20 protein-coding genes, 1 pseudogene and 1 riboswitch are annotated in these 22,655 nt (G+C 70.1%); of the genes and pseudogenes, 16 read left to right on the forward strand and 5 right to left on the reverse strand.

The genetic code is table 11. The annotated features are described in order from the left end of the window. The first annotated feature begins 13 nt into the window (after positions 1–13). The 3 genes from ACFKCF_RS11095 to ACFKCF_RS11105 all read left to right on the forward strand — a co-directional run bounded on the left by ACFKCF_RS11095 (position 14) and on the right by ACFKCF_RS11105 (position 2,941). The gene (locus ACFKCF_RS11095; RefSeq protein WP_394492895.1) at positions 14–967 is read left to right on the forward strand and encodes a Gfo/Idh/MocA family protein; all 954 of its coding nucleotides are present in this window, start codon (positions 14–16) and stop codon (positions 965–967) included. Positions 968–1,084: 117 nt separating this feature from the next. After that, positions 1,085–1,222, forward strand: a riboswitch (cyclic di-AMP (ydaO/yuaA leader). 13 nt (positions 1,223–1,235) lie between these two features. Further along, complete coding sequence (locus ACFKCF_RS11100) at positions 1,236–1,910, forward strand: CHAP domain-containing protein (protein ID WP_394492896.1); 675 nt, start codon at positions 1,236–1,238, stop codon at positions 1,908–1,910. A 284-nt stretch (positions 1,911–2,194) separates the two neighbouring features. After that, on the forward strand, positions 2,195–2,941 hold the full coding sequence (locus ACFKCF_RS11105) for a YoaK family protein (protein WP_394492897.1): 747 nt from the start codon (positions 2,195–2,197) through the stop codon (positions 2,939–2,941). Here the strand turns inward: ACFKCF_RS11105 and ACFKCF_RS11110 are convergent. After that, a complete protein-coding gene (locus tag ACFKCF_RS11110; RefSeq protein WP_394492898.1) occupies positions 2,889–3,713 on the reverse strand; it encodes an alpha/beta fold hydrolase in 825 nt (274 codons plus the stop codon). The genes ACFKCF_RS11105 and ACFKCF_RS11110 overlap by 53 nt on opposite strands. Before the next feature lie 71 nt (positions 3,714–3,784). Between ACFKCF_RS11110 and ACFKCF_RS11115 the strand changes: the two are divergent. The 4 genes and pseudogenes from ACFKCF_RS11115 (at position 3,785) to ACFKCF_RS11130 (ending at position 7,413) form a co-directional block, all read left to right on the forward strand. Then, a pseudogene (locus tag ACFKCF_RS11115) lies at positions 3,785–4,647 on the forward strand (LysR family transcriptional regulator). Positions 4,648–4,706: 59 nt separating this feature from the next. Further along, positions 4,707–5,462 carry a TetR/AcrR family transcriptional regulator gene (locus ACFKCF_RS11120; RefSeq protein ID WP_394492899.1) on the forward strand — a complete coding sequence of 252 codons (756 nt, stop codon included), beginning with the start codon at positions 4,707–4,709 and terminating at the stop codon, positions 5,460–5,462. Between the two features lie 84 nt (positions 5,463–5,546). Next, positions 5,547–5,987, forward strand: a complete 441-nt coding sequence (locus tag ACFKCF_RS11125) for a YciI family protein (protein ID WP_394492900.1) — start codon at positions 5,547–5,549, stop codon at positions 5,985–5,987. Between the two features lie 97 nt (positions 5,988–6,084). Next, on the forward strand, positions 6,085–7,413 hold the full coding sequence (locus ACFKCF_RS11130; RefSeq protein WP_394492901.1) for an RNA polymerase sigma factor: 1,329 nt from the start codon (positions 6,085–6,087) through the stop codon (positions 7,411–7,413). A 183-nt stretch (positions 7,414–7,596) separates the two neighbouring features. Here ACFKCF_RS11130 and ACFKCF_RS11135 read toward each other — a convergent pair whose 3' ends face one another. Continuing rightward, positions 7,597–7,749 (reverse strand): hypothetical protein, encoded by a 153-nt coding sequence (locus tag ACFKCF_RS11135; protein ID WP_394492902.1) that lies wholly within the window; start codon positions 7,747–7,749, stop codon positions 7,597–7,599. 642 nt (positions 7,750–8,391) lie between these two features. On the opposite strand from ACFKCF_RS11135, the gene ACFKCF_RS11140 reads away from it, so the two are divergent. The 6 genes from ACFKCF_RS11140 to ACFKCF_RS11165 are packed head-to-tail and all read left to right on the forward strand — an operon-like array spanning position 8,392 to position 14,969. Next, positions 8,392–9,738, forward strand: a complete 1,347-nt coding sequence (locus ACFKCF_RS11140; RefSeq protein ID WP_394492903.1) for an extracellular solute-binding protein — start codon at positions 8,392–8,394, stop codon at positions 9,736–9,738. A 57-nt stretch (positions 9,739–9,795) separates the two neighbouring features. Then, entirely contained in the window at positions 9,796–10,752 is a 957-nt protein-coding gene (locus ACFKCF_RS11145) for a carbohydrate ABC transporter permease (RefSeq protein ID WP_394492904.1), read from the forward strand. Next, positions 10,749–11,579: a carbohydrate ABC transporter permease gene (locus ACFKCF_RS11150; protein WP_394492905.1), complete on the forward strand. Its 831-nt coding sequence runs from the start codon at positions 10,749–10,751 to the stop codon at positions 11,577–11,579. Before ACFKCF_RS11145 ends, ACFKCF_RS11150 begins: the two co-directional genes overlap by 4 nt. Further along, positions 11,576–12,985, forward strand: coding sequence for a GH1 family beta-glucosidase (locus tag ACFKCF_RS11155; protein ID WP_394492906.1), 1,410 nt, complete (start codon positions 11,576–11,578; stop codon positions 12,983–12,985). The genes ACFKCF_RS11150 and ACFKCF_RS11155 overlap by 4 nt, the downstream gene beginning before the upstream one ends. Further along, complete coding sequence (locus ACFKCF_RS11160) at positions 12,966–13,964, forward strand: LacI family DNA-binding transcriptional regulator (protein ID WP_394492907.1); 999 nt, start codon at positions 12,966–12,968, stop codon at positions 13,962–13,964. Before ACFKCF_RS11155 ends, ACFKCF_RS11160 begins: the two co-directional genes overlap by 20 nt. Before the next feature lie 9 nt (positions 13,965–13,973). Beyond that, a complete protein-coding gene (locus ACFKCF_RS11165; protein ID WP_394492908.1) occupies positions 13,974–14,969 on the forward strand; it encodes a phosphotransferase family protein in 996 nt (331 codons plus the stop codon). On the opposite strand, the gene ACFKCF_RS11170 is transcribed toward ACFKCF_RS11165, so the two are convergent. Then, positions 14,913–17,132, reverse strand: a complete 2,220-nt coding sequence (locus ACFKCF_RS11170; protein ID WP_394492909.1) for a M64 family metallopeptidase — start codon at positions 17,130–17,132, stop codon at positions 14,913–14,915. The two genes, ACFKCF_RS11165 and ACFKCF_RS11170, sit on opposite strands and share 57 nt — an antisense overlap. Positions 17,133–17,183: 51 nt before the next feature. Beyond that, on the reverse strand, positions 17,184–18,047 hold the full coding sequence (locus tag ACFKCF_RS11175) for an anti-sigma factor domain-containing protein (protein ID WP_394492910.1): 864 nt from the start codon (positions 18,045–18,047) through the stop codon (positions 17,184–17,186). A 119-nt stretch (positions 18,048–18,166) separates the two neighbouring features. On the opposite strand from ACFKCF_RS11175, the gene ACFKCF_RS11180 reads away from it, so the two are divergent. The 3 genes from ACFKCF_RS11180 to ACFKCF_RS11190 all read left to right on the forward strand — a co-directional run bounded on the left by ACFKCF_RS11180 (position 18,167) and on the right by ACFKCF_RS11190 (position 21,875). Next, positions 18,167–19,363, forward strand: a complete 1,197-nt coding sequence (locus tag ACFKCF_RS11180; protein ID WP_394492911.1) for an FAD-dependent oxidoreductase — start codon at positions 18,167–18,169, stop codon at positions 19,361–19,363. A gap of 92 nt (positions 19,364–19,455) precedes the next feature. Then, entirely contained in the window at positions 19,456–20,793 is a 1,338-nt protein-coding gene (locus ACFKCF_RS11185) for a class II 3-deoxy-7-phosphoheptulonate synthase (protein ID WP_394492912.1), read from the forward strand. A 275-nt stretch (positions 20,794–21,068) separates the two neighbouring features. Continuing rightward, entirely contained in the window at positions 21,069–21,875 is an 807-nt protein-coding gene (locus ACFKCF_RS11190) for an SAM-dependent methyltransferase (RefSeq protein WP_394492913.1), read from the forward strand. Between the two features lie 15 nt (positions 21,876–21,890). Here ACFKCF_RS11190 and ACFKCF_RS11195 read toward each other — a convergent pair whose 3' ends face one another. Further along, complete coding sequence (locus ACFKCF_RS11195) at positions 21,891–22,256, reverse strand: thioredoxin family protein (protein WP_394492914.1); 366 nt, start codon at positions 22,254–22,256, stop codon at positions 21,891–21,893. Positions 22,257–22,655: the final 399 nt, after the last annotated feature.

The following is a 22,655-nucleotide window of genomic DNA, read 5'->3' on the forward strand; positions in this document are numbered from 1 at the left end:
TACGATCTCCCGCGTGCGGGATTTTGCGTGGGGTATAGCAGCGACAGGGAATATCGCGCGGACGGTCGGGGCGGCCATCGCGGCCGAACCGGGCATGCGGGTGGCCGCCGTCGGGTCGAGGAACTTGGGGCGGGCGCAGGCGCTGGCCGCGACGCTGGGGGCGGAGTCCGCGTACGACTCCTATGAGCGGCTCTGCGCCGACCCGGCCGTGGACGCGATCTACGTGGCGACGCCGCACGCCCAGCACCTGGAGGTGGCCGAGGTCGCCATCGCCGCGGGCAAGGCCGTGCTGTGCGAGAAGCCGCTGGCCGCCACCGTGGACGACGCGGAGAAGATGGTACGCCTGGCCCGCGAGGCGGGCGTGTTCCTGATGGAAGCGATGTGGATGCGGTTCAACCCGCTCATCCAGAAGATCGCGGCCGAGGAGCGCTTCGGCGACCTCCGCTCGGTGCACGCCTCCTTCGGCTTCGCCAAGGCCTACGACCCGCAGCACCGGCTGTGGGCGCCGGAGCTCGGCGGCGGGGCGCTCCTGGACCTCGGGATCTACCCGTTCGGCCTGGCACAGCTGTTCTTCGGCATGCCCTCCGAGCTGCGGATCACCGGCACTCTGGCGCCCAACGGCGTCGACGCGGAGGCCGGCGGCGTCCTGCTCTACGCCGGCGGGAGGAAGGCTCTCGTGGAGACTTCGTTGCTCGGGAATTACCCGAACCATGCCTGCGTTGTAGGGACTCAGATGCGGGCGGACCTCCAGGCGCCGTTCTGGGCGACGCCGCGGATTCTGCTCTCCGGGCCCTCCATGGAGCCGGAGGAGCATGTGCTCGATCCGGCTGACAACGGGTACGCCGGAGAGCTCCGCGAGGTCCGTGCCGCGACGGCCGAAGGCAGGACCGAAAGTTCGATCATGCCGCTTGACGAATCCCTTGCCATGATGGGGCTTCTGGCCGAGGCTCGCAGGCAGGTCGCCTAGCTGGGCCTTTATCGATTTGTAACCCTCTTGCCTTATGCATTACGTTTGAGGCATTCTTGAGACATACGTCCGGTTTGTCCGGACTTGTCTGACCATCGCACGACACATCACAGGACCGTCCTGTGACCGCTGAATCCGCCCTCGGGCGGAACCGGGGACCCACGTCCTTTGGGGTGAATCGGCACTTCGGTGCCGTAGGGCAGCTTCCACGCCCGAACCCGTCAGCTAACCCGGTAAGCGGTATGGAAGCAAGGAGCAAACCCCCTCGATGGCCAACTTCCGCTTTACCTCTGCTGCGAAGACCAACATCGCCCGCGCCCTTCTCGGCGCCACCGTCCTCGGATCCGCGTTCGGCGCCCACATGACCAGCGCCACCGCAGCGGAGAAGCAGCCGATCGACACGGCCACCATCGCCGACCACGCCGATCGCTCGCGCGAGACCAAGGTCAGCGTCACCGCCGACCAGGTCCTGGCGCTCGCCAAGGCCCAGGTCGGCATCTCCGAGAACGCGGCCGGCGGCGGCACCAAGTTCCAGCGGTGGTACGCCAACTCGCAGCGCGCCGCGGAGACCATCGCCCGTGACGGCGGCAGCCGCGCCCACTACCTGAACGCCGCCTGGTGCGCGATGTTCGTCTCCTGGGTGGGCGAGCAGACCGGCGCCCGCTCGCAGATCGGCTGGGACGCCTGGACCGTCGCCCACGCCAAGTGGTTCGCGGCCAACCACCGCTTCGGCACCGAGGCCAAGCCCGGCGCCGTCGTGTACTTCTCGTGGAGCGGCAGCAAGAACCTCAACGACATCAACCACGTCGGGTTCGTCGAGAAGGACAACGGCGACGGCACCATCTCGACCATCGAGGGCAACACCGGCAACGGCAAGGTCGAGGAGCGCATTCGTCCCAAGTCCCAGGTCGTCGGCTACGGCTACCCCCAGTACCGTTCCTGACCTGACTTCCCCCAGGCGCTCCATCCCCCGCGCCGCCCAACGAGCGCGCGTCCCGCAACGGGACGCGCGCTCGTCGCGTTCACCCGCGCGAGTGCGGCGGCCCGCCACCGGGGAGGACCCGAGGCGAGCCGCCCGCCACCGGGGAAGACCCCAGACGAGCCGCCCGCCACCGGGGAAGACCCCAGACGAGCCGCCCGCCACCGGGGAAGACCCCAGACGAGCAGCCCGCCACCGGGGAAGACCCCAGACGAGCCGCCCGCCACCTCGCCAAGGAGCCGCCCGCCATGCCAGCCGCGCGCAGACGCCCCGGAAGGCTGGTGCGCAGCGGGCTGCGGTGGGTCGCCGACGGGCTCTTCCCGGGCGGCGCCAACCCGCACGGCGTCCTGCCCGCCCTGCTGATCCTCCTGGCCCTCGTCACCGGCCTCGTGGACGCCGTCAGCTTCCTCGGCCTGGGCCGCGTCTTCGTCGCCAACATGACCGGCAACATCGTCTTCCTCGGCTTCGCCCTGGCCGGGGACGCGCAAATGTCCAAATGGGCCTCACCGGCGGCCCTCGCCGCCTTCGCAGCCGGCGCCTGGAGCGCCGGCCGGGCGATCAGGCGGGTTCCGAACCCGCGACGGGCGTTCGCCGCCGCCACCGCCGTACACGCGCTCCTCGTCGCCGCCGCCCTCGCCGTCGCCCTCACGGCCGGACATCGCGCGACCTGGCCCCACGCGACCCTCATCGTGCTGCTCGCCTGCGGCATGGGATTGCAGAACGCCTCCGTACGCGCGCTCGGCGTACCCGACCTGGTCACCAACGTCCTCACCACGACCCTCACGGGCCTGGCCGCCGACACCCCCGGCCGCGCCGCCCTGCGCCGGTCCGCCTCCGTGGCCGCGATGTTCCTCGGCGCCCTGGCCGGCGCCGCCCTCCACCTCACCACCGGCCCCGCCCCCGCCCTGACAGCCGCCCTGACCCTGCTCACCGCCGTCGCGCTCATCGCCCGCAGCGGTCTGAGCCGAGAAAGAACTCCGCCAGCGCCCGGGTGACCCCGGCCGGATCGTTCTCCATCGGGATGTGCCCCGCCCCGGGAACGCGCACCAGCGTCGTGTTCGGCACCTCGGCGGCGAAGCGCTCGGCGTACCGGACCTCCTGGAACGTGTCCTCCTCCCCCCACACCAGCAGCTTCGGCGTCTCATCGGCCTTGAGCGCGGGCACCAGGTCCAGCGTGTAACGGCTGTCGGCCGCGCCCGCCAGCGCCATCCACGACCGGCCCACCCGAGGGTCGTTCCACGGATCCAGGTACTCGGCCAGTTCCGCCTCGGCGGCCGGCCGGGCGAGCGCGGTGGTGACCGCCTTGCGGCGGGCGGCCAGCAGCTCCTCCACGGTCGTGGCCGCCACCACGGCCGGATCCCGGTAACGGGCCACGCCGGGCACCGGCCAGGAGTCGTACGTGACCGAGTTGACCAGCGCCAGCCGCCGCACCTCTGGCTCCCCCTCCACCAGGAGGTGCTGGGCGACCGCACCGCCGATGTCGTGCCCCGCCACCGAGAGCCGCTCCCCCGCGCCGACCACGGCCGCGAACCGGGCCACCCACGCCGCCAGCGCCGGAACCGCCGCCGACTCCGCCGCCAGCTCCCCGCCGGAACGGCCGAGCCCCGGCAGATCCACCGCCACAGGACGCAGCCCCGCCGCCGCCAGCCCGTCGATCACCGGCGCCCAGACCCGGCTCCAGTACGTGCCGTGCAGCAGCAACACCACCGGGCCCCGCTCGCCCGCCGTCAGATAGCTGGCCATGCGGCCGTCGACTTCGACCGTCATTCGCTCGAACATGGACATAACCATCGGGTTCTGGGAGTGTCCCGGTCAAATACCAATTAAGGTATGCCGGTATGACATTGGCGCAGCTCAGAGCCCTGATCGCGGTCGCCGAACACGGCGGCTTCACCGCCGCCGCCGAGCACACCGGCATGTCCCAGCCCGCCGTCAGCCGCGCCATCGCCGCCCTCGAACGCGAGCTCGGCGCCGCCCTGTTCGTCCGCCACCGCGACGGCATCGCCCTCACCGAGGCCGGCCGGCGAGCCCACGCCCGCGCCCGCGAGACCCTGCGCCACTTCGACCTCATCCGCGCCGACGTGGCCGCCGCCAGCGGCCAGATCACCGGCGAACTCCGCCTGGCCAGCCTCCCCAGCGCCACCGGCACGCTCGTCGCCAAGCTGCTGCGCGCGTTCACCGACCGCTACCCGCAGGTCCGCGTACGCCTCTTCGAGGGCTTGGACGACGACATCCGCGAATGGCTGCACCGCGGCGCCGCCGAGGTCGGCGTCGTCACCCTCCCCGCGCCCGGCCTGCACACCGTCCACCTGAGCACCCACGACATGGTCGCCGTCCTGCCCGCCGACCACCCCCTGACCGCCGCCCGGCCGTCACTCTCGCCGACCTGGAGGGCAGGCCGTTCATCCTGACCACCGCCGGCTGCCGTCCCCTCATCATGGGCGCGGCGCTGACGGCCCAGGTACGGCTCGACGTCGCCTTCGAGGCCAGCGGGCCGACCGCCATCCTCGAGATGGTGGCCGCGGGGCTGGGCGTCAGCATCGTCCCCACCCTCGGTCTCCCCGCCGACCTGGGCACCGCGGCCACCCGGCCCCTGGAGCCGAAGATGACCCGCTCGCTGGCCCTGGCCGTCCCGTCGGCGGATGACTGCGCCCCGACCGCCCGCGCTTTCCTGGACCAGCTCGGCGCCTTTACGTTGTAGATTAACGTGTACACCGTCTACTTCTGATACGTTGTACACCATCGAGAGGAGGGTGACCCGTGGCCGTCCCGCGCAAGCCCGGCGCTGCCAAGGACGGGGCTCATGACAGGCCCCCGTTGTGGGCCCGCCTCGATCGCCCGGCACCGGCCCCTCGCCAGACCCTGTCCCCGCACCGCATCGCCACCACCGCCGTGAGCGTCGCGGACGCGGAGGGCCTCGACGCCATCACCATGCGGCGGCTGGCCACCGAGCTGGGCGTCGCCCCGATGGCCGCGTACCGCTATGTGTCGGGCAAGGACGAGCTGCTGGAGCTGATGGCCGACCACGCCTACGGCGAGCTGGAGCTTCCCGGCGACACGACGGGATGGCGCGAGACGCTGCGGGAGATCGCCCTCAGGACGCGCGAGCTGATGCTGAAGCACCTCTGGCTCGCCCAGCTCCCGCCGAGCGCGATGCTCGCCATCACCCCCAACCGCCTGGCGGTGGCCGAACGCTCGCTGCGCGCCGTCGACGGCCTGGGCCTGGACGCCGACACCAGGATGGCCGTCGTCAACACCGTCAGCTCCTACACGCACGGAGTCACCGGCGCCGAGATCGCGATGCGCCGGCTCATGGCGGGTCAGGGCTGGTCCAGCGAGCAGCAGGTCTACAGCAGCATGGCCCCGCAGCTCACGTACCTGCTCGGCACCGGCCGCTACCCCGGCTTCAGGCGGTACATCCACGAGGGCAGGCACAAGGACCGGCCGGGCTGGCAGTTCGAGACCGGGCTCGACTACGTTCTGGACGGCATCGCGGCCCGGCTGTCCGCGCAATGAATCTTCGGGGACGTGTCGATCCCGCCTGTCGCCGTTCGACGCGCTCAACAACAGCCCGAACCGGACGAAAGAGGGACACCGCCCATGAAATTCATGATCGTCGGCAAGGCCAACGCGGAGACCGAGGCCGGGGCGCTGCCCAGCCAGGAGCTCGTGGACAACATGCACGCCTACAACGAGGCGCTGGCCAAGGCGGGCGTGCTGCTGGCCGCCGAAGGGCTCTACCCGAGCTCTCAGGGGGCCCAGATCGCCTACAGCGGCGGCAAGGCGACCGTGATCGACGGTCCCTTCGCCGAGGCCAAGGAGCTCATCGCCGGCTTCTGGCTGATCCAGGTGAAGTCCCGCGAAGAGGCGATCGAATGGGCGATGCGCGTGCCGGTGCCGCCGGGCTACGACGGGATCGGGCTGGACGTGTGGCGGGTGTTCGACGCTTCCGACGTACCGGACGACTCGCTGGCCGCGGACGAGCGGGAACGCGAGCAAGCCCTACGCGACCGCCTCGGCGTCGACACCCCCGGCACCTGACCCCGCCCTCACCCGCCCGCCCCGGCCCCTGACCCCGCCATCACGCGCCCACCCCGGCAGGTTGCCATCGGCGGCTTCGTGCTGCTCTCATGGCCCGGTGATGGCTTCCGACGCCGACGACCAGGCCCAACCCCGCCCCCAGCCCCCCATCGGGACTCAAGCCGACCCCCAGGCCCCCGTCCATCGGAGGACGGATACCCATCGGGCCATCGAGGCGGTGTGGCGGATCGAGGCGGCCCGGCTCATCGCCGGGCTCGCCCGGCTGGTGCGCGACGTCGACCTGGCCGAGGAACTGGCCCAGGACGCGCTGGTAGCCGCCATGGAGCAGTGGCCGGACTCCGGCGTGCCCCGCAACCCCGGCGCCTGGCTGATGACGGTGTCGAAACGCCGCGCCATCGACCTGATCCGCCGAAACGAACGCCTCGAACGGAACCTGATCGAGCTCGGCCACCGGCTCGACGCCCGGGAGGACCTGCCCGAGGTGGACGAGATCGAGGACGATCTCCTGCGCCTGGTGTTCACGGCCTGCCACCCGGCGCTGTCCGTGGAGGCCCGGGTGGCCCTCACGCTCCGCGTGCTCGGCGGCCTGACCACCGACGAGATCGCCCGCGCGTTCCTGGTCTCGGAGTCCACGGTGGCGCAGCGGATCGTCCGGGCCAAGCGAACCCTGGCCGACAAGCAGATCCCCTTCGAGGTCCCCCAAGCCACCGAGCTGGCGGCCCGGCTGGAATCGGTCCTGGAGGTCATCTACCTGATCTTCAACGAGGGTTATTCGGCGACGGCCGGCGACGACTGGATGCGTCCCGCCCTGTGCGAGGACGCGCTGCGGCTGGGCCGGGTCCTGGCCGGCCTGATGCCCAAGGAGCCGGAGGTGCACGGCCTGGTCGCCCTCATGGAGATCCAGGCCTCCAGATCGGCGGCCCGCGTGAGCCCGTCCGGCGAGCCAATCCTCCTGCTCGACCAGAACCGCGCCCGCTGGGACCGGCTCCTCATCCGCCGCGGCCTCACCGCCCTGGACCAGGCCGAGAAGCTGGGAGATGGCGCGCCCGGCCCGTACACCCTCCAGGCCGCCATCGCCGCCTGCCACGCGCGAGCCCTCAACCCGGAGGACACCGACTGGGTACGCATCGCGAGCCTGTACGAGGCGCTGGCCAAGCTGTCCCGCTCTCCCATCGTCGAGCTCAACCGGGCCGTCGCCCTCTCCATGGCCTACGGCGCCGCGGTCGGCCTCCAACTCCTCGACCAGATCGCCGACGAGCCGTCCCTCAAGGACTACCACCTGCTGCCGAGCGTACGCGGAGACCTGCTCTTCAAGCTGGGCCGGCGGGAAGAGGCCCGCACCGAGTTCGAGAGGGCGGCGGAAATGACCCGAAACGCCCGCGAACGCACCCTCCTCCGGGAACGAGCCACAGCCTGCCGCCCCTAGGGCGACGGCTTGGCCTGAGCTTCCGGCCGCGGACCGGAGGACTCAGGCCGAGTCTCGTACGGGGTCAGGCGAACGCTCGATCATGGGCCGTCGACCGATCACCGTGGTCGGTCGGCGGTGAAGCGTTCGTCACATGCCGTCGAAGGGCTGCCACCCGGTCGCCCGGAGCGGCAAGATCGCGCCTTACCCCTGTCCGGATGTCGGGATCTCGGGAACATCGGCCATTGCCTGGTCCTTGCCGGTCGCGGTGCTGTCATCGCTACGGCTACGGCACTGACCCGCTTTGAGCGTGCGAAGATGCAGCAGCAACTCGAGGATCTGTGTCTCCACGTTCACGTATTCCTCCTTTTGCGCCAGCTCAGACGAGTTCCTCGGGCCCGAGGCCGAGCCCGTACCACTGCGCGATAATACGGTGACAGAAAGTCAACATCCATGGCAGTCATCGCTCGCGATCCGGGTGGGGTTCTTCATGCCGGAGCCGAAGTCGTTCCTCCCGCAGACGATGGTCGAGCACCGTTGGAGGCAGAACGCGGCAGACGGTTCTGAGGCGAAGCCGAGGGCAAGGCCGAGGAGGCAGGCAGGTGGTCCTGCTGATGCTCCGTCGCGCGCAGTGTCCCCCTTGCGGAAGGCCGTGCCGTGCGCCCCGAACCACGTGCGGGCGACCGGGCTTCCGACTGGGGTTTTCACTCGTGGTGTGACCCGGAGAAAGCGTGGTGGGCGCGGGTGACATGCCCTGATGCGACACAAAAGAGTCCTCTTGTGGTGGGAGCGCTCCCAAGCCGCCCTTTGCGAGGTATAAGGCGAAAAATCCTGTTCTATAGTGACAAACCGCCTCATTGGTAACGGTTGCGTTTCGGTGGATTGACGTGCAGACCACGTAAGTGCACCCTTTGTGGGAGCGCTCCCAAAGACTCCCACCGCGGCGGAGCGCGAGCCGCGGTGCACTCCCCCAACATTCACCCGAGAAGGGGTCCACCCATGATGATCAGCAAGCGTCGCGGCGGTCTCGCCGCGGCCTCTGCCCTGGCCGTGGCGGCGCTGACCGTCGCGTCCTGCAGTTCCGGCGGCGGCACCGGTACGGGGTCCAGCAGCGCTCCCGCCTCCTCGGCGGCGGCCGAGCCGGTCACCATCCGCGTTCAGACCTTCGGCGGCGGCACCAACTTCGGCTACAAGAACGCCATCACGAAGTGGAACGCCGAGCACAAGGACATCCAGATCAAGGAAGAGCACCTGACCGACCAGTTCGAGCAGCAGTACTGGCCGCAGATGATCCAGTGGCTGCAGGCCGGCAACGGCGCGGGCGACGTGGTCGGCATCGACGAGGGCGGCATGGGCCTGGCCAAGGCGCACCCCGAATGGTGGGCCGACCTCAAGGAGTACGGCTTGGAGTCCCGCAAGGCGGACTTCCCGGCGTGGAAGTGGGAGAACGGCGTCACGGCCGACGGCAAGCTGTTCGGCCTGGGCACCGACATCGGCGGCATGAGCCTCTGCTACCGCACGGACCTGTTCAAGAAGGCCGGGCTGCCGACCGAGCGTGACAAGGTCAGCGCGCTCTGGCCGACCTGGGACGAGTTCATGAACGTCGCCAAGACGTTCCAGTCGAAGGTCAAGGGCACCAAGTTCGCCGACGGCACGAACACGCTCTACCAGGTCGTCCTCTACCAGGAGGCCGCCAAGAACGGCAACGTGACGTACTTCGACAAGGACAACAACCTCATCGTCGACAAGAATCCGGCGGTGAAGGCGGGCTTCGACTTCGCCACGAAAATGAGCCAGCAGGGCCTGACCGCCAAGCTGCGCAACTTCACCGACGAGTGGGCGGCGGGCACCCAGAAGGGCGCGTTCGCCACGGTCGGCTGCCCGTCCTGGATGCTCGGCGTGGTCAGCGGCAACGCCGGCGACGGCGGCAAGGGCAAGTGGGACGTGGCCAGCGTGCCCGGCGGCGGCGGCAACTGGGGCGGCTCCTGGCTGGCCGTGCCCAAGCAGTCGAAGCACCCGAAGGAAGCCGCGATGGTCGCCGACTACCTGACCAACGCGCAGACCGAGGCGAGCATCTTCTCGGACTTCGGCAACATGCCGAGCAACACGAAGGCCCAGCAGGACCCGGCCGTGCAGGGCGCGAAGAACGAGTTCTTCAACGACGCCCCCATCGGTGAGATCTTCGCCAAGTCCGCGTCGAGCCTGCAGCCGGTCTTCCTCGGCGTGAAGCACGCCCAGGTCAAGAACGCCATCGAGTCCGTCATCCAGGGCATGGACGACGGCTCCGTCCCGTACGACAAGGCCTGGCAGCAGCTGGTCGACGACGCGGTGAAGGCCGCGGGCTAGTCCCCCCGCCCGGCCCGCGAACAGCGGGCCGGGCTTGTTGCCGCCGAAAGGTCTGCTATGAGCATCGACACCCTCCCGCGGGCGGCGCGGAACAACCATCGCCGCGCCCGTCCGCCCGGCCGCCGCTGGCGTTCGAAATTCGACGTCAAGGCGATGCCGTACGCCCTGGTGTCCCCTTATTTCCTGCTGTTCGCCGCCTTCGGGCTGTTCCCGTTGGCCTTCACCCTGTACTACTCGCTCTACGACTACGACCTGGCCGGGACCGTGGAGTGGACCGGGCTGGGCAACTACACCGCCCTGCTCGGCGACGAGGACTTCTGGAACGCCGTGGTCAACACGGTGGGCATGTTCATCCTCGCCACCGTCCCCCAGATGATCCTCGCGCTGCTCCTGGCCAACGCGCTGAACAAGCGCCTGAGGCTCCGCCTGGCCATCCGCATGAGCGTGCTGCTGCCGCTGGTCACGTCGGTGGTCGCGGTCGCGGTGGTGTTCACACAGCTGTACGCCCGCGACTGGGGCCTGGTCAACTGGGTCCTGAGCGGGCTCGGCGTGGACAACACGAACTGGCGGGCCGAGCGCATCCCGTCGTGGATCGCCATCGCCACGATGGTCGACTGGCGCTGGACCGGCTACAACGCGATCATCTTCCTGGCCGGCATGCAGACGATCCCCCGCGACCTGTACGAGGCCGCCGCGATCGACGGCGCGTCGCGGCGCAGGCAGTTCTGGCAGATCACGCTGCCGATGCTGCGCCCGACGATGATCTTCGTGGTGCTCAACTCCACGATCGGCGGCCTGACGCTGTTCTCCGAGCCGACCACGTTCTACAACGGCAACGTCGACGGCGGCTCGCAGGGACAGTTCCAGACGGTGGCCATGTTCATCGTCAAGCAGGGATTCCGCGAGTTCGACTACGGCTACGCCGCGGCGGCCGCCTGGCTGCTGTTCCTCCTCATTCTCATCGGTGCGGCGATCAACTTCCTGTTCGTGCGCAGGATCGGGGGCACCAGATGAACAACTTCTCCCCGACCCTCGCCACCCGGCTCATGCTGGCCCTGGCCGTCCTGCTGTCGGCGTTCCCGCTGTACTGGATGCTCGTCATCGCCTCCCGTACGAACGCCGACGCGGTGGCGGTGCCGCCGCCGTTCCTGCCGGGCGGGAACCTGGGCGACAACATCGTCGCGGTGCTCAACAACGAGGACGCCAAGTTCCTGCTGGGCCTGACGAACTCGTTCATCGTGTCGAGCATCGTCACCATCTCCGTGGTGATCATCTCCACGCTGGCCGGCTTCGCGTTCGCGAACCTGAGCTTCAAGGGCAGGAACCTGCTGCTGGTGCTCGTGCTGCTGACGATGGCGGTGCCGTTGCAGCAGATGGGCGTGGTGCCCCTCTACCGGCTCATGGTGAGCCTGGAGTGGACCGGCACGCTCAAGGCCGTCATCCTCCCGTACCTGCTCAACGGGTTCGGCGTGTTCCTGATGACGCAGTACACTCGCCAGGCCGTGCCGATGGAGCTGGTCGAGGCCGCCCGGGTCGACGGCGCCGCCACGCTGCGGATCTGGTGGAACGTCGTCCTGCCCGCCGTGCGTCCGGGCATGGCGGTGCTCGGCATCAACACGTTCATGCTCATGTGGAACGACTTCATGTGGCCGCTGATCGTGCTGACCCCGGACAACCCGACCGTGCAGATCGCGATCACCTCGCTCAACGCCAGGTTCTCCACGAACTACACGTTGATCTTCGCGGGAACGGCGTTGTCCATCATTCCGCTCATCGCAGTATTCGTCGCATTCGGCCGCCAGATCGTCGGCGGTCTCATGGAAGGTGCGGTCAAGGCGTGACGACACAAGAGGAACAGACGCGTGCCGGGCTGCGCTTCCCTGCGGGCTTCGCGTGGGGCGCGGCGACCTCGGCGTACCAGATCGAGGGCGCGGTCGACGAGGACGGGCGCGGCGTCTCCATCTGGGACACGTTCACCAGGACGCCGGGCCGGATTCTCAACGGCCACAACGCGGACGTGGCCATCGACCACTACCACCGGTACCGGGAAGACGTCGGGATCATGGCGGACCTGGGCCTGTCGGCCTACCGCTTCTCGGTCTCCTGGCCCCGCATCCAGCCGACCGGCTCCGGCAAGGTCAACCAGAAGGGGCTGGACTTCTACAAGCGGCTCTCCGACGAGCTGCGCGGGCACGGCATCGACCCGTGGCTGACCCTCTACCACTGGGACCTCCCGCAGGAGCTGGAGGACAAGGGCGGCTGGCCGAACCGCGACGTGGCGTACTGCTTCGCCGACTACGCGGCGACGGTCCACGAGGCGCTGAAGGACCACGTGCACACCTTCAGCACCGTCAACGAGCCATGGTGCGCCGCGTTCCTCGGCTACGCCTCGGGCGAGCACGCCCCGGGCCGGCGCGAGCCGGAGAACGCGATCAGGGGCGCGCACCACCTCAACCTGGCGCACGGGCTGGCTGTGCAGGCGATGGGCGCCCGCCGGGTCGGCGGCTGCGTGAACCTGTACGCGATCACGCCGGCCACCGACAGCGTGGAGGACCTGGACGCGGCCCGGCGCATCGACGGGCTGCAGAACCGGTTCTTCCTGGACGCGCTGCTGCTGGGCCGCTACCCGGAGGACGTGCTGGAGGACGTGCCGGGCGAGATCGACTTCATCCAGCCGGGCGACATGAAGGTCATCAACGCGCCCATCGACGTGCTGCTCGTCAACTACTACAGCCGCTTCACGGTCTCGGGAGCACCAGGCGGCAGGCAGTCGGCGGCGGCGGCCCCCACGGACTCGGGGTCGCCGTGGGTGGGCAGCGAGCACGTGTCGTTCGTCAGCGGCGGCCAGCCGGTGACGGCCATGGGCTGGGAGATCGACGAGGGCGGCCTGGTCGAGGTCCTCACGAGGGTGGCGCGGGAGTACCCGCCGATCCCGATGGTGGTCTCCGAGAACGGCGCCGCCTTCGACGACGTGCTCGAGGACGGCCGGATCCACGACGCCGAGCGGCGGGCGTACGTGGAGGCGCACCTCGGCGCCTGCAAGCAGGCCATCGAGGCCGGCGTGCCCCTGGAGGGCTATTTCGCCTGGTCACTGATGGACAACTTCGAGTGGGCCTGGGGCTACGGCAAGCGGTTCGGCCTCGTGCGTGTGGACTTCGAGACCCAGGAACGGCTGATCAAGGACAGCGCGCTCTGGTACTCGGAGATCATCCGGCAGAATAGGCGCCATGAACCGACCGACTCTTGAGGCAGTCGCGGCTCGGGCCGGGGTGGGCCGGGGCACGGTGTCTAGAGTCATCAACGGCTCGCCGAACGTCAGCGCCAAGGCCCGCGAGGCCGTGGAGCTGGCCATCCGCGAGCTGGGCTACGTGCCCAACCGTGCGGCGCGCGCCCTGGTGACGCGCCGCACCGACGCGGTGGCCCTGGTGGTGTCCGAGTCGCAGCTGCGGGTGTTCGACGACCCGTTCTTCGCGGGCACCATCCGCGGCATCGGCTCGGCGCTGTCAGAGACCGGGCTGCAGCTCATCCTGGCGATGGCCCGCACCCCCGAGGAGTACGACCGGCTGGAGCACTACCTGACCGGGCAGCACGTCGACGGCGTGCTGCTGCTGTCGCTGCACGGCGCCGACCCGCTGCCGGGGCGGCTCGAGGAGATGGGCGTGCCGACCGTGCTCGGCGGCCGGCCCGTCGGGCTCGACCCCTACAGCTACGTCGACATGGACAACAGGGCAGGAGCCCGGCAGGCGGTCAAACACCTGCTGGGCCTCGGCCGCACGCGCATCGCCGCCATCGCCGGTCACCAGGACATGGGCGTGGGCGTCGACCGTCTGGCCGGCTATCGCGACGCGCTGTTGCCCGCCGGGCTGCCGGAGCTGGTGGTGTACGGCGACTTCTCGGAGGAGAGCGGCTCGGCGGCGATGACCCAGCTGCTGGCCAGCCATCCCGATCTCGACGCGGTCTTCGCCGCGTCCGACCCGATGGCCCTGGGCGCGATGCGCGTGCTCAAGACGGCGGGGCGGGCGATCCCGGAGGACGTGGCGGTGATCGGGTTCGACGACTCCAAGGCCGCGCTGCACGCCGACCCGCCGCTGACCACCGTCCACCAGCCGACCGAGCAGATGGGCCGGCAGATGGCGCAGCTGCTGGTGGCCCGCATCAACGGCGAGGAGCTGCGCCAGCCCGTCGTGATCCTCGACACCCACCTCGTACGCCGGCAGTCAGCGTGAAAGGCTCCCGTGGACAGTAGAACCAAGCGCCGTTTATCCGACGCCGAGCTCGACGCCCTGCTCCGCCGCGCGCTGGGCACGGGCGTCGTGGCCGTCACCGAGCTGACCGACGGCTACGCCAACGCCGTCTGGCGGCTGAAGCTGGACGACGGGCGCGAGGTCGTGCTCAAGCTGTCCCCGCCGCCCGACCTCGACCAGCTCAGCTACGAGCGCAACCTGCTGCGCATGGAGGCCGCCGCGTACGAGCTGGCGGCGCAGGCGGGCGTGCCGGTGGCCACGCTGCTGCGCGCCGAGTTCGACGACCCGGTGCTGGGCGGCGACTACCTGCTGCTCGACGCGCTCGACGGCGTCTCGTGGAACGACGTCAAGCCGGAGGGCGAGGACGTGCTGCGCCGGGAGCTGGGCCGCCACCTGGCCAGGTTCAACGCGGTGAGCGGCGAGGTCTTCGGCTACCCGCACGCCGGGATCGTCGGCGCCACCTGGCGGCAGGCGTTCCTGGCGATGATGGCGGCGCTGGTCGGCGACACCGAGCGCTACCCGACGCCGCTGCCGCGCTCCGCCGGGGAGATCATGGCGGTGATCGAGGCCGCGTCGCCGGTGCTGGACGAGGTGACGACGCCGCGGCTGGTGCACTTCGACGTCTGGCCGGGCAACGTCTTCCTCGACGTCAGCGGCCGGCCCCGGATCCAGGCCATCATCGACCACGAACGGGCCTTCTGGGGCGACCCGCTCGCCGAGTTCGTCACGCCGACGATCTTCGGCGAGCTGACGGAGGACGACCCGCTGCTGGCGGGCTACCGCGAGGTGACGCCGCTGGAGCTCACCCCGGCGGCGCGCACCCGCATCGACCTCTACCGCGCCTATCTCTACCTGATCCTGCTGGTGGAGAACGGACCCCGGCAGTATCCGGAGGAGGAGTACGCCGGGCTCCGCGAGGCCTCGTTCGGCTCACTTGCCACGGTGCTCGACCGCCTCGTAGGCGCCTCCTCTGGCGGCCGGGGCTAGCCGGACGCACGTTCTCGCGCCCTTGTTGGGCACGCCGAGGTCGACGGGTTTGTCACCCGTGCACAGCAGCGCGCCGCTGATCGTGCTGCCCGACAGGATCGGCGCCGTGTTGCCGGTCAGCAGGACGGCGCCGCGCAGGTCTGCGCCGACGATGGTCAGCGCCTTGGCGCCGCTGACGTTGAGCGCGCCGGTGAGGGACGCCTTGAGCAGGTGCACGGCGGCGGGCTGCGCCGCGGTCAGCGTGCCGGCGATCCGGCCGCCCTTGACCACGAGCGAGGCGCCGGGCTTCACCGTGATGGGCCCGCTGACCTGGGCGCCGTCGAGACAGGTGACGCCGCCGTCGACGGCGAGGGGGCCCTGGTAGACGCCGGTGAGCGTGCGGGTGCAGGCGGGCGGCGGGGCGATCGTGGTGACGGTGAAGCTCTTCGGCGTGCCCTGGTTGCCCGCGGCGTCGATCGAGCGGTATTCGATCGTGTGCCGGCCGCGCGGCAGCTTCCCGTACACGAGGGAGTCGATGACCGTGCCCTCCTCGCTGAACGTCCACGGCAGCTCCGAGGAGGTGGGCCAGCCGAAGTAGTTGAACCAGCCGTCGCCGTCCACCCTGGACTCCGAGACCACGTAGCCCCCGCGGTCGTCCTCGCCCGTCAGCCGCATGGAGAAGGGGCCGTTGTAGACGTAGGCGTCACCGGCCGCGGCGAGCGGCTCGGACAGCTCGTAGCGGGTGGCGGGCCGGCTCGCGTCGATCTGCCAGTTGAGGGTCTGGCCGCCGAGGGCGGCGGTGAGGGTGTGCGTGCCCGGTTGCAGGTTCAGCCTGCCCAGGTCGAGGTCGGCGCCGGTGCCCGCCGGGCGGCCGTCCACGGTCCACGTCACCTCGGGTACGGCCGCGGCCGGATGGGTGGTCTCCACGTACACGACGTCGGCGCGGCCCAGCGGCCGGTCGGTGGGGGTGGAGGAGACGAACGCGGCCTCGGCTCCGTCCGGCGGGGTGGTCAGCGAGGTGTCCACCGTCCAGGTGCGGGACTTGGTGACGGCCGCCCTGACCGCCGGGTCCCTGACGAACTCGGTCGGGTCCGAGACGGTGGCCGTGACGGTGTGCGTGCCCGGGGTGAGGCCGAGCGTGCGCAGGTCGAGGGCGTCGTCGTGGCTCGCGAGGTCCTTGCCGTCCACGTTCCAGGTGGTCGTCAGCGAATGGCCGACGGGGCGCATCGGCTCGACCCACAGCACCCGGTCGGCTCCGACGGGCTGCTGGTTGGGCGTGGCGTCCTGGATGACCATGGTCTTGGCGGTGATGCGCTGGACCATGACCTCGCGGCTGACCTGGTCGTAGTAGTAGCCGAGGGTCTTCATCATGGAGTGCCGGCTGGGCCGCCAGACCCCGGTCGTGTAGTACAGGCCGCCCTCGTAGCGGCCGATGGGGCCGCCCGACTCGCTGGGCTCGCCCAGCCAGCGCCACCACTTCTTCTGCTGGTCCTTCAGCTGCTGCTCGGTCAGCAGCGTGTGGTGGGCGCTGGACGGCTCGGATCCGGGGTAGGCGCCGCCGGGGACACCGCGCTGGTAGTAGTCGTACTCGTCCTGCAGGCCGCCCAGGGAGTGGCCCAGCTCGTGCGGGCTGATCAGGGCGGACATGCTGTTGCTGCCCGAGGCGGTGGCGTACGAGCCGCCCGCGCCGCCGTACGTGCCGCTGTTGCCGAGCGCGAGGATCTGCCGGTTGCCGGAGGTGGTGCCGGTGACCAGGTCGGCGTACCGGGTGGCGGCGGCGTTGTCCATGGTGATCAGGCGCTGGACGCTGCCGGGGTTGCAGCGGCCCCAGAAGCCCATGCCGAGCGGGGTGGTCTTCTTCGGCGAGTCCAGTCCGGGGTCGCAGCTGATGCCCGACTCGCCGGAGACTATGTCGACGCGGTAGACGTTGATGTAGTTGCGGTACGTCTTGAACGGCTCGATCGACCACATCACGTTGAGGTGCCGGTCAACGTCGGCGCGGAACTTGGCCTGTTCCGGCTCGGTGTAGCCGTCCCCCATGATGATCAGGTTGAATCGCCTGGCCGGGGAGCCCGTGACCTGGACGGGCACCACGGTGGCCGCGCCCGCCTCGGCGGCCGCCGCGGGCACGGGTAAGACGGGTAACAGTGCGGCGGCCAGCACCAGGGCCGCGAAGATACGCATGCCCTGCACTATCTACGATCAAACGCGCGTGACCAACCCCCTAACTGCGTGTCAGGCCTCGGGGAGCTCGGCCAGGAGGATCGGTTTGGTCGTGGGCTTGCCGGAACCTGCCGCCGGTTCGACCGTGAGCGCCACGCGCTCGTCCCCCCGCTCCGGCGTGATCAGCAGGGGGGTGGTCAGGCCGTCCTCGGCCCGGTCGAGCATCCCGGCGGGGCGGGGGCCGTCCGGGCCCATCAGCCACAGCTCGTACCCCTTGGAGCCGGGCAGTTCCGCGAGGCCGGACGAGGCGAACACCATGCGTCCCCTCGCGCGGGAGATCACGACCGTGCCGGTGCCGCCGGAGGTGGCGGGCCGGCGTACCGTCTCGGCGTCGGGCGCGGCCAGCACGGCGATCACCTCGTCGTTCCTGGCGGTCAGGTCGCTCAGGTCGCGGCGGGCGTCCAGGGCGACGGCGCCGAGCGCGACCGCCGCCGCCGTGGCCACGGCCGCCAGGCCCGCCATCACCCTGGACCGGCCGCGCCTGAGGGGCAGGACCCGGCCGCCCTCGTGCGCCGTGGGCGGGGCCACAGGCGGGGCTGCGGGCGTGCGTGACGCCGGGGGCCGCCAGATGGTCGGGCTGTCGTCGGGCACCGCTCCTGGCACCCCCTCCGGCCGCTCCCCGGGCCGCCACCGAACTCCGGGCCGCCGCTCGTCGGGCCGCCGCTCGTGGGCGGCGGCGAGCAGGCGTTGCCGGAGCGTGGCGGGCGGCGGCTCGGCCACCGCCTCGGCGAGCCTGGCCGCGGTCTCGCGCAGCCGCCGGACCTCCACCCAGCAGGCCGGGCACGCCGGCAGGTGCTCCTCGAACAGCACCCCCTCGGCGTACGGCAGTGCGTGCACGGCGTAGGCGCCCGAGAGGGTGTGGAGTTCGTCCGTCATCGTCCACTCCCTTTGTGAGAGGCGGCTCACGCATGTACTTCGGCGACCCGGGCATGTCGGATGGCTGCGAGGCTTGCTCTTTTCTCCCGGGATGAGACAATCTCATTGGGTGATGAATTATGAGCTGTGTAATAGCAGGCGGCGGGCCGGCCGGCGCGATGCTGGCGCTGCTGCTGGCCAGGGCAGGGGTCGAGGTCACGTTGCTGGAGAAGCACGGCGACTTCCTGCGTGACTTCCGGGGCGACACGATCCATCCGTCCACGCTGCAGGTGCTCGACGAGCTGGGGCTGGCCGAGGAGTTCCTGAAGATCCCCCACCGCAAGGCGTACGGGATCAGCATGGTGACCGACCGCGGCGACGCCAGGCTCGCGGACCTGCGCGGGCTGCCCGGCAAGTACGACTACATCGCGTTCGTACCGCAATGGGATTTCCTCAACCTCGTCACGTCGGCCGCCGCCCGGTATCCGAGCTTCCGGCTGCTGATGAACGCCGAGGCGTACGACCTGATCCGCGAGGGCCAGACCGTGCGCGGACTGCGTTACCGGGACGAGTCGGGCGAGCACGAGATCAGGGCCGACCTGACCGTCGCCGCCGACGGGCGGCACTCGACCCTGCGCGAGCGCGCCGGGCTCGTGCCGGAGGAGCTCGGCGCGCCGATGGACGTGGTGTGGTTCCGGCTGCCCCGGCAACCGTCCGACCGTGACGACACGTTCCTTCGGATCTCCGGGGGACGCATGATGGTGTCCATCAACAGGCAAAGTTATTGGCAACTCGCGTACGTGATCCCCAAGGGCGGGTTCGACGAGCTGGTGCGTGCCGGGATCGACGCGCTCCGCGAACCGGTCGCGGCGCTGCTGCCGTGGCTGGCCGACCGGATCGGGCAGATCGGGAGCTACGACGACGTCAGCGTGCTCACGGTCGTGCTCAACCGGCTGCGCCGCTGGCACCGGCCCGGATTCCTGTGCATCGGGGACGCCGCGCACGCCATGTCGCCGGTGTTCGGAGTGGGGATCAACCTGGCCGTCCAGGACGCGGTCGCCACCGCCAACCTGCTGGCCGGGTCGCTCAGGTCCGGCGCGCCGATCCCGGAGTCCACCCTGCGCCTGGTGCAGAAGCGGCGGATGCCGCCCACGCGGCTCACGCAGGCGGCCCAGCGGGTGGTCCAGAATGTGGTGATCAAGCGGGCGCTCAGCAACAGGCTCGACCCGTCCAGGATGCCCCGCGACCTCGGGCGGATCCCCCTGCTCAACCGGGTGACCCGGCGCTTCATCGGGCTGGGGGTACGGCCCGAGCACGTATCCGTAAAGGAACTTTGACCGCCTCTCAGTCCTCAGGGGTATGACTGCATTCTCACAACGTGGACATCGAGGTCCGTGGGCCCGGAGCCAGTGGATTACCCTCGTATCTCGTGAGCAGCAATCTCGTGGATCTCGATTCCTGGCGAGCCCTCCCCGCGGCGCAGCAACCTGACTGGCCCGACCGCGGCGAGCTCGACAAGGTCGTCGCCGAGCTCGGCGGCCTGCCCCCACTGGTCTTCGCCGGCGAGTGCGACCAGCTCAAGGAGCAGCTGGCCGCCGTCGCCCGGGGTGAGGCCTTCGTCCTGCAGGGCGGCGACTGCGCCGAGACCTTCTCCGGCGCGACCGCCGACAACGTGCGCAACAAGCTCAAGACGCTGCTGCAGATGGCGATCGTGCTGACGTACGCGGGCAAGGTGCCGGTCGTGAAGATCGGCCGGGTCGCGGGCCAGTTCGCCAAGCCGCGCTCCAAGGGCACCGAGGTCCGTGACGGGATCGAGCTGCCCGCCTACCGGGGCGACATGGTCAACGGGTTCGACTTCACCGCCGAGGCGCGCCGGCCCGATCCGTGGCGGCTGCTCAAGGCGTACCACTCCTCGGCCGTGACCCTCAACCTCGCCCGCGCGTTCACCAAGGGCGGCTACGCCGACCTGCGCCAGGTGCACGCGTGGAACCAGGACTTCGTGGCCGAGTCGCCCGCCGGGCGCCGCTACGAGCAGCTGGCCAGGGAGATCGACCAGGCGCTCGCGTTCATGCGGGCCTGCGGGGCCGATCCCGAGGAGTTCCACACCGTGGAGTTCTACTCCTCGCACGAGGCGCTCATCCTCGACTACGACCGTGCGCTCACGCGCATCGACTCGCGTACGGGGCTGCCGTACGACGTGTCGGCGCACATGGTCTGGATCGGCGAGCGCACCCGCCAGCTCGACGGGGCGCACGTCGACTTCTTCGCCCGCATCCGCAACCCGATCGGCGTCAAGCTCGGGCCCACCACGACGCCCGAGGAGGCCGTGGCGCTCATCGAGAAGCTCAACCCGGGCAACGAGGCGGGGCGGCTCACGTTCATCACCCGGATGGGCGCCTCCAAGATCCGCGAGCACCTGCCGGCCCTGGTCAAGGAGGTCACGGCCACCGGGGCTCGGGTCGCCTGGATCTGCGACCCGATGCACGGCAACACCTTCGAGGCGCCCAGCGGGCACAAGACGCGCCGCCTCGACGACGTGCTGGACGAGGTGGCGGGCTTCTTCGAGGTGCACCGGTCGCTGGGCACGCATCCCGGCGGGATCCACATCGAGTTCACGGGTGACGACGTGACGGAGTGCGTGGGCGGCGGGCACGAGATCGTCGAGGACGACCTCGCGACCCGCTACGAGACGGCCTGCGACCCGCGGCTCAACCGCAGCCAGTCCCTCGACCTCGCCTTCCGCGTCGCCGAGCTCTACCGCGGCTGACTCACCCGCACCTGAGGGGACGCGCCCGCCTTCCAGGCACGCGTCCCCTTTCTGCTGCCCGCCCGGTTTCTGAGACGCCCCCGCGACGGGGCGATCGGGCGGGAGGGCGACGGCGCCGGGGGGCTCGGTGGCAGGTGGTCTTCAGGAGGCCGGCTGGGCCCTGGAGTCACGGGGTGCGAAGGGCATGCGGCGGGGGGTGATGGGCGTAAGTGATGTACGTCTCACTGGTGCCGCGAGTAGAACCAAATTCCAGGGCAACCGGAGAATCCACGGCTATGATCGCCCGCAAAAAGGGCGATATTTCAGGAGAAATCGTGGACAGTGCCCCCGAGGGGGTGGACCCTAACGTCCCCAACGTCGCGCGGATGTACGACTACTTCCTCGACGGCAAGGACAACTTCGCCGCCGACCGGGCAGCCGCCGAGCAGATCCTGCAGACGTTCCCCAATACCAAGGAGGGCGCCCGCGCGAACAGGGCGTTCCTGCGCCGCGCCGTGCGGCACCTGGTCGATTCGGGCGTGCGGCAGATCGTCGACCTCGGCGCGGGGCTGCCGACTCAGGGGAACACGCACGAGATCGCCCCTGAGGCGCGGGTCGTCTACGTGGACAACGACCCCGTGGTCTGCGTGCACGGCAGGGCGCTGCTGGCCAGGACCGAGAACGTCAGCTTCCTGCAGGCGGACGTACGCGAGACCGACACGCTGCTGCACAAACTGGACGACCTGATCGACTTCGACCGGCCGGTGGCGTTCCTGATGCTGGCGATCCTGCACTTCATCCCGGACTACGTCGCCTACGACATGGTGGCCAAGCTGCGCGCGGCGAGCGCGCCCGGCAGCCGGTTGATGATCAGCCATGCCATCGACACCACGCCGGACACCACCCCGCAGGCCGTCGAGATCTACCGGCGGGCCACCGCCGCGCTGAGCCTGCGGACGCGCGAGGAGATCCTGCGCTTCTTCGAGGGTTACGAGCTGGAGGAGCCCGGGCTGACGTACCCGAACGGCTGGCGGCCCGACGACCCGGACGCGCCCGGGAACGGGATCACGTTCGGGTACGTCGGGGTCGCCCGCAAGCCCTGAGACCCTTGGGAAGGGTCAGTTCTGCTTCATCTCCTCGGCGAGTTCGGCGCGGATGGCGTCCATGTCGAGCGCCCGCACCTGCCTGATCAGGTCCTCGAGTGCGGGCGCGGGGATGGCGCCGGCCTGGGCGAAGACCACGATGCCGTCGCGGATGGCCATCAGCGTCGGGATCGAGGTGATGTCGAAGCCCTGTGCGAGCCCCTGCTCGGCGTCGGTGTCGATCTTGCCGAACGTGATGTCCCCGTGCAGGTCGGACGCCTGCTCGAAGATCGGACCGAATTTCTTGCACGGCGGGCACCACTCCGCCCAGAAGTCGAGCAGCACGATCCCCTTGTCGGCGATGTCGTTGAAGTTCTGCTCTGTTACTTCGATGGTCGCCACAAGTGGCTCCTCGTCCCTCGCTGAAAACTGTTCATCGGTATGAACCCCTACCCTCGCGCCCGCATTCCAGTGTCTGGGCCGGCGCGAACTCCGCCACCCGGCACGGATGGTCGAGCAGGTCGGGATGGAGTCCGGCGGCCGGCCGGGGGCCGGCGGCGTGTGCAGGATGGTGTCCGCGCCGTCCCGGTGTGCCGCGACCAGTGGCAGGTCGCGCCGGTCGGTGTTGGAGTCGCCGCCCACGAACGTGAGAGGCAGCAGGGCGTAGGCGACCTCCTTGGCCACCTGCTCCCGGCTGTGGCCGAAGCCGGGGTCCTCCGCACGCGCCCGAACCGGTGGAAGGGCACCATGTGCAGACAGCCGACCGCGATCATGCGCCCACCGTACGCCAGCCGCGCGCGG

Origin of the sequence: Nonomuraea sp. JJY05, assembly GCF_043496855.1 — a bacterium.
GTDB lineage: Bacteria > Actinomycetota > Actinomycetes > Streptosporangiales > Streptosporangiaceae > Nonomuraea.